Source organism: Vibrio alginolyticus NBRC 15630 = ATCC 17749, assembly GCF_000354175.2.
GTDB lineage: Bacteria > Pseudomonadota > Gammaproteobacteria > Enterobacterales > Vibrionaceae > Vibrio > Vibrio alginolyticus.
In genome coordinates this window covers 728,314-742,605 of sequence record NC_022349.1, presented here as the reverse complement: position 1 = coordinate 742,605, position 14,292 = coordinate 728,314, and the positions used below count along the sequence as shown (strand labels likewise).

Sequence of the window (14,292 nt, the reverse complement as noted above, 5' to 3'; positions counted from 1 at the left end):
AATTAATACTCCACTTCTTCTAGCCATTCTTTAGGCATTTCAACCCTTAATGCACTCAACAGTTGCCCAGTTGCGTTCATCACTCGATATTTGGCGTACTGCTCTGCGTATTTAGAATCTAAGTAGTCTTTACGCGCCTCAAAGAGCTCGTTTTCAGTGTTCAATAGATCAAGCAGTGTTCGTTTACCGATGCGATATTGCTTCTCGTAAGCAATTACGGTTTCAGACGCAGAGTCTACATGATCTGATAGAAACTCTTTTTGTTGTAATGTTAAATCAAGCGCACTCCAAGAAAGCCTTAACCCTTCTTCAACATTGCGATAGGCACCTTCACGCAAGTCTTTTGCTTTATTTAGCTGGTAGGCAAAGTTTTCTGAGTTCGCTGCATCACTGCCACCATTGAATAGGTTGTAGCGTAGACGCAGCATGGCAAGTGTCTCATCACTTCGACCTTTTAAACCATCAGCGTCGTCACGCCATGTTTGCGAAGCTTCAATTGAAATGGTTGGGTAATTAACACCTTTAGACTGTTTGTATTGAAACTTAGCCGAGTCTACGTCTGCGAGCGCCACTTGAATAACGGGATGAAGTTCAAATGCCAAGCCTACCGCTTCATCAACCGTGTACGGGATAAAGTTTTGGTCCGCTCTCGGAAAGATTAACCCTTGTGGTGTTTGACCGACTAAACGAGTGAACATCGTGTGAGAGTCATACAGGTTATTTTGAGCAGCAGCTAAGTTTCCGTGTGCTTTTGCCAAACGTGCTTCTACCTGCGTCAAGTCAGCAGTAGAGCCGATACCCGAGTTGACTCGTTTTTTAATGTCATCGTAAATATCTTTATGAACAGCAAGGTTGTTTTCTGAAAGCTTTAGGACTTCATACGCTTTAACAGCGTCCAAGTACACTTTAGTCACTTCAAGTGCCTTATCTGAAGCATCTGCTAAGAGTTGAAATCTAACAGATTCAGCATCAGCTGCGGTTCGATCAATATCATTTAATGTAGCGCTACCATCCCATATTAGTTGGGTCAGTGTCACTGAAGCTTCCTTTCGAGTGTAATCCGTGTCTCCTCGACCAACTTCATCTGACGGGTCTAATCCTTCATATCCAATTCCAGCATCTAGATCAACAGAGGGGAGGTAAGCACCTGATGAAGCTTCATTTATGTACTTCTGGCTCATAAACTCGTTAAATGCACTCTTAATATCGGGGTTATTTTGTAGCGTCTGTGCAACCGCTTGCTCTAGAGTTTGACCGAAAACTGGTGAAGACACTATTAAGCAACAGCAGGCTATATGTACTCGATTCCATCTCACGTTAGTTCTCCTAAAATCATGTCGCTCTTATTCTGTTTCATATTTGAGACGAGAAGTTACAAACAATGAATTTTCTTAGTGCGTATTATCAACTTGTTGATGTTTAAATGTTTAATTCAATAAAAACAACAATCTTACTCTCTAAACTCTAGCATACGAGGCAAAGCTTGCTTGGTAAGTGGTCGATTTTTTCGTAGAAAACCTTTTTATCTTAAGAGCATAGCGGAAACTGGTTTAAATGAAGGCAAATTCTTCGGTTATTTTCCTTATTACTCTCAAAAACTAAATCCTCTTGGAATAAAACGAAAAATTCATATTTTGTCTAAACTATAGACGTGTTTAGTGCAGTAACAAGCCTTTAATTAAACTAATACAAGGATGAAGAGCATGGATCGAGTAGCGTTAAGTTCATTGATGAGCAATGTCGTGGTTATAGGGCTTGATGGGAACCTGAGAAGTCTTGAAAGTGGTCAGCTACCTCAGCCTGGTGAATTAATTATTGAGGAAGTTTCTGATACATCAGAATTAATTGTACAACAGGTAACACCGCAAGGTAGTTCAATTAACGTTACTGATGATGTCACTGCGCTAATCGAGGCTATCGCTAGTGGAGAAGACCCTACTGCTCTTGGTGAGGATTTTGAGCCAGCTGCAGGTGAGGAAAGTGGTTCTAGCCCCCAAAATACTGGTGCAATAGATCGTACTGGCGCTGAATTGTTGGCTAGTACGAATTTTGAGACCGTCGGTATTGATGGAATCGGACTATCTACAACTCAAGCACTATCTTTGTTGGATCTTTTCAGAGTAATTAATGGCCCTGTACCACCGACTATCTTAGTTCAAGAAATATCTAGTCCGACTATCAACGAAGGTGACCAAGTTGTATTCGATATTACTCTAAGTCAAACAACTGAAGACAACACTGATGTCATTCTTTCTCTCCTTGATGGAACCGCAACAGGCGGCTCAGCTGACGAGAACGGGAGTGACTACGTCAATGAGCGTGTCCTCATAACATTTTCTGATGGTACAACAGAAGAAGTTTCAGTCGGTGAAAGCGGAACCTTTACCATTTCGATCCCACCGGGTGAAAGTGACTTTACGGTCTCTATAGACTCTATTGACGACTCTGTATTTGAAGGCCCAGAAACGTTTACGCTCTCTGGCACGACAGAAGAACAAAGCACACCTGTTACTGGGACTGCCACTATTTTAGATGATGGTAGTGGACCTGGCTCAAATCCTGATGATGATCGCCCAGCGGTAACGATGAGTGATGCAGGTACGGTTAATGAGGGTGAGACAGCGAACTTCAAAGTGACGCTGTCGAATGCCTCCGAGTCCACTGTTCAAGTCGAGCTAGGCCTGAACTTAGGTGACACCGAAGTTGGAGACTTAGGCACCTTAGAATACAACACAGGCTCCGGTTGGGTTGCAGTGCCAAACGATGGCGTAGTAACGGTGCCAGCGGGGCAAACTGAGTTTGATGTGCGTATCGCTTCCATTGATGACGCCGTTTATGAAGGTCCTGAAGATTTCAGTGTGACAGTGACTGGCATTGGTGCAGTGCAAGGCAGCGATACGGGGACGGCGACGATCGTGGACGACGGCAGTGGTCCGGGCCCTGATCCGGATGATGACCGTCCAAGCGTGACTATCTCAGATGCTGGCACCATCAATGAGGGTGAGACAGCGAACTTCAAAGTGACGCTGTCAAATGCCTCCGAGTCCACTGTTCAAGTCGAGCTAGGCCTGAACTTAGGTGACACCGAAGTTGGAGACTTAGGCACCCTAGAATACAACACGGGAAGTGGTTGGGTTGCAGTGCCAAACGATGGCGTAGTAACGGTGCCAGCAGGGCAAACTGAGTTTGATGTGCGCATCGCTTCTGTTGATGACGCCGTTTACGAAGGCCCTGAAGATTTCAGTGTGACAGTAACCGGCATTGGCGCAGTACAAGGCAGCGATACGGGGACGGCGACGATCGTGGACGATGGCACTGGGCCAGGCCCCGATCCGGATGATGACCGCCCGAATGTGACTATTTCAGATGCTGGCACCATCAATGAGGGTGAGACAGCCAACTTCAAAGTGACGTTGTCGAATGCCTCCGAGTCCACTGTTCAAGTCGAGCTAGGCCTGAACTTGGGCGATACCGAAGCCGGTGACTTAGGTACCTTGGAATACAACACAGGCTCCGGTTGGGTTGCAGTGCCAAACGATGGCGTAGTAACGGTGCCAGCGGGGCAAACTGAGTTTGATGTGCGTATCGCTTCCATTGATGATGCTGTTTATGAAGGTCCTGAAGATTTCAGCGTGACGGTGACTGGCATTGGGGCGGTGCAAGGCAGCGATACGGGTACGGCAACGATAGTGGATGATGGCACGGGTCCGGGCCCTGATCCGGATGATGACCGTCCAAGCGTGACTATCTCAGATGCTGGCACCATCAATGAGGGGTGAGACAGCCAACTTCAAAGTGACGCTGTCGAATGCCTCCGAGTCTACAGTTCAAGTCGAGCTTGGCCTCAACTTAGGTGATACCGAAGCCGGTGACTTAGGTACCTTGGAATACAACACCGGAAGCGGTTGGGTGGCAGTGCCAAACGATGGTGTGGTGACGGTGCCAGCGGGGCAAACTGAGTTTGATGTGCGTATTGCTTCCATTGATGACGCGGTGTACGAAGGCCCTGAAGATTTCAGTGTGACTGTAACTGGCATTGGGGCAGTACAAGGCAGCGATACCGGTACGGCGACGATCGTGGATGACGGCGCTGGTCCGGGCCCTGATCCGGATGATGATCGTCCAAGCGTGACTATTTCAGATGCTGGCACCATTAATGAGGGTGATACAGCGAACTTCAAAGTGACGCTCTCGAACGCCTCCGAGTCCACTGCTCAAGTCGAGCTGGGCCTGAACTTGGGCGATACCGAAGCCGGTGACTTAGGCACCTTAGAATACAACACAGGCTCCGGTTGGGTTGCAGTGCCAAACGATGGCGTAGTAACGGTGCCAGCAGGGCAAACTGAGTTTGATGTGCGTATTGCTTCCATTGATGATGCCGTGTACGAAGGCCCTGAAGATTTCAGTGTGACGGTGACTGGCATTGGCGCAGTGCAAGGCAGCGATACCGGTACGGCAACGATAGTGGACGATGGCACGGGTCCAGGCCCTGATCCGGATGATGACCGTCCAAGCGTGACTATTTCAGATGCTGGCACCATCAATGAGGGTGAGACAGCGAACTTCAAAGTGACGCTATCGAACGCCTCCGAATCTACAGTTCAAGTCGAGCTTGGTCTCAACCTAGGCGATACCGAAACCGGTGACTTAGGCACCTTAGAATACAACACCGGCTGCGGTTGGGTTGCAGTGCCAAACGATGGCGTAGTAACGGTGCCAGCGGGGCAAACTGAGTTTGATGTGCGTATTGCTTCCATTGATGACGCTGTGTATGAAGGCCCTGAAGATTTCAGTGTGACGGTGACTGGCATTGGGGCAGTGCAAGGCAGCGATACCGGTACGGCAACGATAGTGGACGATGGCACGGGTCCGGGCCCTGATCCGGATGATGACCGTCCAAGCGTGACTATTTCAGATGCTGGCACCATCAATGAGGGTGAGACAGCGAACTTCAAAGTGACGCTATCGAACGCCTCCGAGTCTACAGTTCAAGTCGAGCTTGGCCTCAACTTAGGCGATACCGAAGCCGGTGACTTAGGCACCTTAGAATACAACACCGGATGCGGTTGGGTTGCAGTGCCAAACGATGGCGTGGTAACGGTGCCAGCAGGGCAAACTGAGTTTGATGTGCGTATTGCTTCCATTGATGACGCGGTTTACGAAGGCCCTGAAGATTTCAGTGTGACAGTGACTGGCATTGGCGCAGTGCAAGGCAGCGATACCGGTACGGCAACGATAGTGGGACGATGGCACTGGTCCGGGCCCTGATCCGGATGATGACCGTCCAAGCGTGACTATCTCAGATGCTGGCACCATCAATGAGGGTGAGACAGCGAACTTCAAAGTGACGCTGTCGAACGCCTCCGAGTCTACAGTTCAAGTCGAGCTAGGCCTCAACTTGGGCGATACCGAAGCCGGTGACTTAGGCACCTTAGAATACAACACAGGCTCCGGTTGGGTTGCAGTGCCAAACGATGGCGTAGTAACGGTGCCAGCGGGGCAAACTGAGTTTGATGTGCGTATCGCTTCCATTGATGACGCTGTTTATGAAGGCCCTGAAGATTTCAGTGTGACAGTAACTGGCATTGGCGCAGTGCAAGGCAGCGATACCGGTACGGCAACGATAGTGGATGATGGTACGGGTCCGGGCCCCGATCCGGATGATGACCGTCCAAGCGTGACTATTTCAGATGCTGGCACCATCAATGAGGGTGAGACAGCGAACTTCAAAGTGACGCTATCGAACGCCTCCGAGGCTACAGTTCAAGTCGAGCTTGGCCTCAACTTAGGCGATACCGAAGCCGGTGACTTACGCACCTTAGAATACAACACCGGAAGCGGTTGGGTTGCAGTGCCAAACGATGGCGTGGTAACGGTGCCAGCGGGGCAAACTGAGTTTGATGTGCGTATTGCTTCCATTGATGACGCCGTTTACGAAGGCCCTGAAGATTTCAGTGTGACAGTAACTGGCATTGGGGCAGTGCAAGGCAGCGATACGGGTACGGCAACGATAGTGGATGATGGCACTGGTCCGGGCCCTGATCCGGATGATGACCGTCCAAGCGTGACTATTTCAGATGCTGGCACCATCAATGAGGGTGAGACAGCCAACTTCAAAGTGACGCTGTCGAATGCCTCCGAGTCTACTGTTCAAGTCGAGCTAGGCCTCAACTTAGGCGATACCGAAGCCGGTGACTTAGGCACCTTAGAATACAACACAGGCTCCGGTTGGGTTGCAGTGCCAAACGATGGCGTAGTAACGGTGCCAGCAGGGCAAACTGAGTTTGATGTGCGTATCGCTTCCATTGATGATGCGGTGTACGAAGGCCCTGAAGATTTCAGTGTGACGGTGACTGGCATTGGCGCAGTGCAAGGCAGCGATACGGGTACGGCAACGATAGTGGACGATGGCACGGGTCCGGGCCCTGATCCGGATGATGACCGTCCAAGCGTGACTATCTCAGATGCTGGCACCATCAATGAGGGTGAGACAGCGAACTTCAAAGTGACGCTATCGAATGCCTCCGAGTCTACAGTTCAAGTCGAGCTAGGCCTCAACTTAGGTGACACCGAAGCCGGTGACTTAGGCACCTTAGAATACAACACAGGCTCCGGTTGGGTGGCAGTGCCAAACGATGGCGTAGTAACGGTGCCAGCAGGGCAAACTGAGTTTGATGTGCGCATTGCTTCCATTGATGATGCGGTTTACGAAGGCCCTGAAGATTTCAGTGTGACGGTGACTGGCATTGGGGCAGTACAAGGCAGCGATACGGGTACGGCAACGATAGTGGATGATGGCACGGGTCCGGGCCCTGATCCGGATGATGACCGTCCAAGCGTGACTATTTCAGATGCTGGCACCATCAATGAGGGTGAGACAGCGAACTTCAAAGTGACGCTATCGAATGCCTCCGAGTCCACAGTTCAAGTCGAGCTAGGCCTCAACTTAGGCGATACCGAAGTCGGTGACTTAGGCACCTTAGAATACAACACAGGCTCCGGTTGGGTTGCAGTGCCAAACGATGGCGTAGTAACGGTGCCAGCAGGGCAAACTGAGTTTGATGTGCGTATTGCTTCCATTGATGATGCGGTGTACGAAGGCCCTGAAGATTTCAGTGTGACGGTGACTGGCATTGGGGCAGTGCAAGGCAGCGATACGGGTACGGCAACGATAGTGGATGATGGCACGGGTCCGGGCCCCTGATCCGGATGATGACCGTCCAAGCGTGACTATCTCAGATGCTGGCACCATCAATGAGGGTGAGACAGCGAACTTCAAAGTGACGCTATCGAATGCCTCCGAGTCCACAGTTCAAGTCGAGCTAGGCCTCAACTTAGGCGACACCGAAGTCGGTGACTTAGGCACCTTAGAATACAACACAGGCTCCGGTTGGGTTGCAGTGCCAAACGATGGCGTAGTAACGGTGCCAGCAGGGCAAACTGAGTTTGATGTGCGTATTGCTTCCATTGATGATGCGGTTTATGAAGGCCCTGAAGATTTCAGTGTGACGGTGACTGGCATTGGGGCAGTACAAGGCAGCGATACGGGTACGGCAACGATAGTGGACGACGGCACTGGTCCGGGCCCTGATCCGGATGATGACCGTCCAAGCGTGACTATTTCAGATGCTGGCACCATCAATGAGGGTGAGACAGCGAACTTCAAAGTGACGCTATCGAATGCCTCCGAGTCCACAGTTCAAGTAGAGCTAGGCCTGAATCTCGGCGACACCGAAGCCGGTGACTTAGGCACCTTAGAATACAACACAGGCTACCGGTTGGGTTGCAGTGCCAAACGATGGCGTAGTAACGGTGCTCGCAGGGCAAACAGAGTTTGATGTGCGTATTGCTTCCATTGATGACGCCGTTTATGAAGGCCCTGAAGATTTCAGTGTGACAGTAACCGGCATTGGGGCAGTACAAGGCAGCGATACGGGTACGGCAACGATAGTGGATGATGGCACGGGTCCGGGCCCTGATCCGGATGATGACCGTCCAAGCGTGACTATTTCAGATGCTGGCACCATCAATGAGGGTGAGACAGCGAACTTCAAAGTGACGCTATCGAATGCCTCCGAGTCCACAGTTCAAGTCGAGCTAGGCCTCAACTTAGGCGATACCGAAGCCGGTGACTTAGGCACCTTAGAATACAACACAGGCTCCGGTTGGGTTGCAGTGCCAAACGATGGCGTAGTAACGGTGCCAGCAGGGCAAACTGAGTTTGATGTGCGTATTGCTTCCATTGATGAAGCCCGTTTATGAAGGCCCTGAAGATTTCAGTGTGACGGTGACTGGCATTGGGGCAGTCCAAGGCAGCGATACGGGTACGGCCACGATAGTGGACGATGGCACTGGTCCAGGCCCCTGATCCGGATGATGACCGTCCAAGCGTGACTATCTCAGATGCTGCACCCATCAATGAGGGTGATACAGCGAACTTCAAAGTGACGCTATCGAATGCCTCCGAGTCTACAGTTCAAGTCGAGCTAGGCCTCAACTTAGGTGACACCGAAGCCGGTGACTTAGGCACCTTAGAATACAACACAGGCTCCGGTTGGGTGGCAGTGCCAAACGATGGCGTAGTAACGGTGCCAGCAGGGCAAACTGAGTTTGATGTGCGTATTGCTTCCATTGATGACGCCGTTTAAGAAGGCCCTGAAGATTTCAGTGTGACGGTGACTGGCATTGGCGCAGTGCAAGGCAGCGATACGGGTACGGCAACGATAGTGGATGACGGCACGGGTCCGGGCCCTGATCCGGATGATGACCGTCCAAGCGTGACTATTTCAGATGCTGGCACCATCAATGAGGGTGAGACAGCGAACTTCAAAGTGACGCTATCGAACGCCTCCGAGTCCACAGTTCAAGTCGAGCTAGGCCTCAACTTAGGTGACACCGAAGCCGGTGACTTAGGCACCTTAGAATACAACACAGGCTCCGGTTGGGTTGCAGTGCCAAACGATGGCGTAGTAACGGTGCCAGCAGGGGCAAACTGAGTTTGATGTGCGTATTGCTTCCATTGATGATGCTGTGTATGAAGGTCCTGAAGATTTCAGTGTGACGGTGACTGGCATTGGGGCAGTGCAAGGCAGCGATACGGGTACGGCAACGATAGTGGATGATGGCACGGGTCCGGGCCCTGATCCGGATGATGACCGTCCAAGCGTGACTATTTCAGATGCTGGCACCATCAATGAGGGTGAGACAGCGAACTTCAAAGTGACGCTATCGAACGCCTCCGAGTGCTACAGTTCAAGTCGAGCTAGGCCTCAATTTAGGTGACACCGAAGCCGGTGACTTAGGCACCTTAGAATACAACACAGGATGCGGTTGGGTGGCAGTGCCAAACGATGGTGTGGTAACGGTGCCAGCAGGGCAAACTGAGTTTGATGTGCGTATTGCTTCCATTGATGATGCGGTGTATGAAGGCCCTGAAGATTTCAGTGTGACAGTAACCGGCATTGGCGCAGTACAAGGCAGCGATACCGGTACGGCAACGATAGTGGATGATGGCACGGGTCCGGGCCCTGATCCGGATGATGACCGTCCAAGCGTGACTATCTCAGATGCTGGCACCATCAATGAGGGTGAGACAGCCAACTTCAAAGTGACGCTATCGAATGCCTCCGAGTCCACAGTTCAAGTCGAGCTAGGCCTCAATTTAGGCGATACCGAAGCCGGTGACTTAGGCACCTTAGAATACAACACAGGCTCCGGTTGGGTTGCAGTGCCAAACGATGGCGTAGTAACGGTGCCAGCAGGGCAAACTGAGTTTGATGTGCGTATTGCTTCCATTGATGACGCGGTGTACGAAGGCCCTGAAGATTTCAGTGTGACGGTGACCGGCATTGGCGCAGTGCAAGGCAGCGATACGGGTACGGCAACGATAGTGGACGATGGCACGGGTCCGGGCCCTGATCCGGATGATGACCGTCCAAGCGTGACTATTTCAGATGCTGGCACCATCAATGAGGGTGAGACAGCGAACTTCAAAGTGACGCTATCGAACGCCTCCGAGTCCACAGTTCAAGTCGAGCTAGGCCTCAACTTAGGCGACACCGAAGCCGGTGACTTAGGCACCTTAGAATACAACACAGGCTCCGGTTGGGTTGCAGTGCCAAACGATGGCGTAGTAACGGTGCCAGCAGGGCAAACTGAGTTTGATGTGCGTATTGCTTCCATTGATGACGCGGTTTATGAAGGCCCTGAAGATTTCAGTGTGACGGTGACTGGCATTGGCGCAGTACAAGGCAGCGATACGGGTACGGCAACGATAGTGGACGATGGCACGGGTCCGGGCCCTGATCCGGATGATGACCGTCCAAGCGTGACTATTTCAGATGCTGGCACCATCAATGAGGGTGAGACAGCGAATTTCAAAGTGACGTTGTCGAACGCCTCCGAGTCTACAGTTCAAGTCGAGCTTGGCCTCAACTTAGGCGATACCGAAGCCGGTGACTTAGGTACCTTGGAATACAACACCGGAAGCGGTTGGGTGACAGTGCCAAACGATGGTGTGGTGACCGTGCCGGCAGGGCAAACTGAGTTTGATGTGCGTATCGCTGCCATTGATGATGCTGTTTATGAAGGCCCTGAAGATTTCAGTGTGACAGTAACCGGCATTGCCGCAGTACAAGGCAGTGATACGGGTACGGCAACGATAGTGGACGATGGCACGGGTCCGGGCCCTGATCCGGATGATGACCGTCCAAGCGTGACTATTTCAGACGCTGGCACCATCAATGAGGGTGAGACAGCGAATTTCAAAGTGACGTTGTCGAACGCCTCCGAGTCTACAGTTCAAGTCGAGCTTGGCCTCAACTTAGGCGATACCGAAGCCGGTGACTTAGGTACCTTGGAATACAACACCGGAAGCGGTTGGGTTGCAGTGCCAAACGATGGTGTAGTAACGGTGCCAGCGGGGCAAACTGAGTTTGATGTGCGTATTGCTTCCATTGATGACGCTGTTTATGAAGGCCCTGAAGATTTCAGCGTGACAGTAACCGGCATTGGTGCAGTGCAAGGCAGCGATACCGGTACGGCAACGATTATTGATAATGATGCTCCTCCTTCTATTTCAAATGTTGTGAATGCAGTTGTTTCGGAAGAAGGTTTAGCTAATGGTATCCCTGATAATACAGGAGCACCTTCAGACACCACTAACTCCGCAAGTTTCTCAGGAACATTCACAGTTGCCGATCCAGACACGGCGAATGTTTCAGTGGTATTGGCAGGCCCTAACAACCTAACATCAGGAGGGGAGCCTATATCGTGGACGTGGGACAACAGTACTCAAACGCTGACTGCGAAAACTGCTCACCTGAGCGTTGTTGCTACTGTTGTGCTGAGCGAGCCTTCAGCTTCAGGTCAAGGCTCTTGGGACTATACTATTACTCTGTTTGAGCCACTTGATCATCCTGTTAATGATGTGGAAGACATCATCAACTTTGATTTACAGATTTCTGTAAGTGATGGACAAACAACAACATCTCAAAGCTTAAATGTGGCCGTTGAAGATGATTGCCCATACGTGCCTGTTGTTGTTCAACCCGTCGATGTGTCGCTTACTGGTGCACCTAACGTTCTGACAGGGCGCATAGATTTTGCAGGAAGTGAGGCAGATGCAACCAGTCGAACATTTGGGGACGTTGTTGTGACTGCAAACGGTTTTGTGTCTGACGAATCTGTGATGCTGGGAACAGCTGAAATCAATCAATCATCAGAAGGGATTGGCGTTAAAAGTTCTGGTAACAACGGCTTCCAATTAGAAAACGAAGTCGATTATCGATTCGCGGGTAATGAGGGTGTATCAGAGCAGTTAATCATAGACTTAGGCAATAAAGTTGCTTACGGAGCAGAAATAGAATTTGAGAAAATGTTTGGTGGTGAACTTGAGAAAGGAATCGCATCTTTTTATAGAGATGGTGTATTAATTGCTCAGCAATCGTTCAGCTCTGACGCAAGCAGTGGTGATTACGCGGCAAATTTCAATGTTCAACAGGGAGGCTTTGATAAAATCATCCTCGAGGCGACCAGTAATGGCAATGGCCCGGATACTGAAGACAACAGTGACTTTACCGTTAAATCAATAACCTTTACAGGTGCGTACTCTGGCGTGCCAATTGCTAGTGCGGATGGGAACCTCGGTGCTGTATATGGAGCTGATGGCCCTGGTTCTATAGTCTTAAATGGAGGTGAGGCTGGTTTAGAGACTCTAGATGGTAAAGACGTGTTGATATACGTCGATCCACAAAACTCTAATAGACTGATTGCAGAGGCTGATGGAGAGCTTGCATTCGAAGTTCAACTTACACCTAGCACTGGAAAATGGGAGTTCTTCCAATACTTGCCTTTGACCTCACCTTATGGCGATGGGGATATCGATTTTAACTACACTATTACTGATAATGATGGCGACAGTAAAACGGGGTACTTTTCTGTCAACCCTTACGCCCCACCAATTGTAGAAGGTGTAACACTAAACGTTTCTGAGGAAGGCTTAAGCAACGCCATTGCTGATGACTCTGCTCTAAACGGCTTTGATGACACAACTGACTCGAGTACTGATGTAGAACAATTGACGCTGGGTCAAACCGTTGATTCTGTTACGCTCAGTGAACCATCTACAGCTCTTACTAGTAACGGTATCTCTGTAACGTGGACGTTATCAAATAACGACCAAATGCTTATCGGTTCAGCGAACGGTGAAGAGGTTATCAAAATATCAGTCAATGATACTGGAGTGGTATCTACGGAGCTTCTTGGTCCGATTGATCACTCCAACCCATCTGGAGAAGACACCTTAAATATTGAGGTGCCTGTGCTTGTCTCGAATGCTCGTGGTCTTACTAACTCCACAACGGTCAACGTTATTGTGGAAGATGACTCACCAGATTCTGCATCTATTATTCACGATGTAGTTGCAGAAACTAAAGAAAGTGCCAACGTTCAGCTCATAATGGATGTCTCGGGTTCTATGCGAACGGATAATCGCTTGCAGATAATGAAAGATTCGGCAACTCAGTTATTGAATCAATATGAGTCTATCGGTCAAACGCGAGTTCAAATTATTACTTATAGCAGTACAGCATCCACTTACGCTATAGGTGCTGCGACGTGGCTGACGGTCGAGGAGGCCAAAGCGTATATTGAGACGCTAACTGCGGGTGGCGCGACTAACTATAACAACGCGCTAAATGAAGCAAAACAGTCATGGGATGATGTAGGTAAGTTAACCAGTGCGTCGAATGTTAGTTACTTCTTGTCAGATGGTCAGCCAAACCCTGCGTCATCATTTATAAACGACGCTCGCGAGCAGAGTTGGATTGATCACCTAACCGATCCTGATAATCAGATCACAGCCCTAGCGTATGGTATGGGCGTTAATCTTATGCCGGAGCAATTAGATCGCGTAGCATATGATGGCTTTTTGAATCAAGACCTTGATGGTGTTGTGGTTCCTGACGTAACTCAATTACCTCCGGTTATGTTGCAGTCAGTGATTCAACCTGTTGGGGGGAACTTGATGTATACCACTTCTCCAGATACAGGTATTGGTGCAGATGGTGGTTATATTAGCGAAATAGAACATGACGGTGTCACTTATTCGTTTGATGGTACAGACCTAATAGTAACTGACAATAACGATGGTATTTCGCATGCATTTGACGACACAACGATGCAGCTTACTATCTATATCGACAGCAAACATACTCTGGAAATCGACCTAAACGATGGTGCGTATGCATTTTATGGTGCGGTGGGTGATACAGTTGAAACGTTAGACTTCGATTATGTATTGACGGATAACGATGGCGATCAAAGTGAGAATACCCTGCAATTCGTTATTGATGAAAACGGAGGAGTAAATGCTTCAAGTAATGGCTCTGCAAATATTATTGAAGCTGAAGTAGACGTAAGTCATGACATCTTGATCGGTAATGATAACGAGGCAGATGTCTTTAAATGGGTCAACGACTCCTTGGATACAGGAACAGATCTAATTAGAGGTTTTGAGAGAGATTTGGACACCTTAGATCTGAGTGAAGTCGTTGAAGATGCAGGGCACAATACGATAGAAGAACTTCTTAATAGTATTGACTTGAACATTGATGGCGATGACTTATCTCTAGAAATAACCCATAACGATGGAAACTCAATTCAAACTATCGTAATAGAAAACGGGGCGACAGAGTTTAGTGATTTAATCGTGGGAAATGCGGACTTTGAGAGAGATGTGTTATCCGCACTAACTAAGGTTAACTTAGAGCCATAATGAAAAGGGCCAGTAGG

General features: G+C 49.6%; 2 protein-coding genes and 2 pseudogenes. 3 read left to right on the top strand and 1 reads right to left on the bottom strand.

The window, feature by feature from the left end:
- Positions 1 to 2: 2 nt before the first annotated feature.
- Positions 3 to 1,316, bottom strand: a complete 1,314-nt coding sequence (locus tag N646_RS03200; protein WP_021707835.1) for a TolC family outer membrane protein — start codon at positions 1,314 to 1,316, stop codon at positions 3 to 5.
- A gap of 387 nt (positions 1,317 to 1,703) precedes the next feature.
- On the opposite strand from N646_RS03200, the gene N646_RS25210 reads away from it, so the two are divergent.
- The 3 genes and pseudogenes from N646_RS25210 to N646_RS25075 all read left to right on the top strand — a co-directional run.
- On the top strand, positions 1,704 to 3,779 hold the full coding sequence (locus N646_RS25210) for a Calx-beta domain-containing protein (RefSeq protein WP_021033900.1): 2,076 nt from the start codon (positions 1,704 to 1,706) through the stop codon (positions 3,777 to 3,779).
- Positions 3,754 to 4,407: pseudogene (locus N646_RS25205) on the top strand (Calx-beta domain-containing protein); the annotation flags it as partial. The gene N646_RS25210 and the pseudogene N646_RS25205, both read left to right, overlap by 26 nt.
- Positions 4,381 to 14,272: pseudogene (locus N646_RS25075) on the top strand (Calx-beta domain-containing protein); the annotation flags it as partial. The pseudogenes N646_RS25205 and N646_RS25075, both read left to right, overlap by 27 nt.
- Between the last annotated feature and the right edge of the window lie 20 nt (positions 14,273 to 14,292).

Coding starts and splice junctions, on each gene's coding strand:
- N646_RS25210 (WP_021033900.1), top strand. CDS start 1,704: ATGGATCGAGTAGCGTTAAGTTCATTGATGAGCAATGTCGTGGTTATA.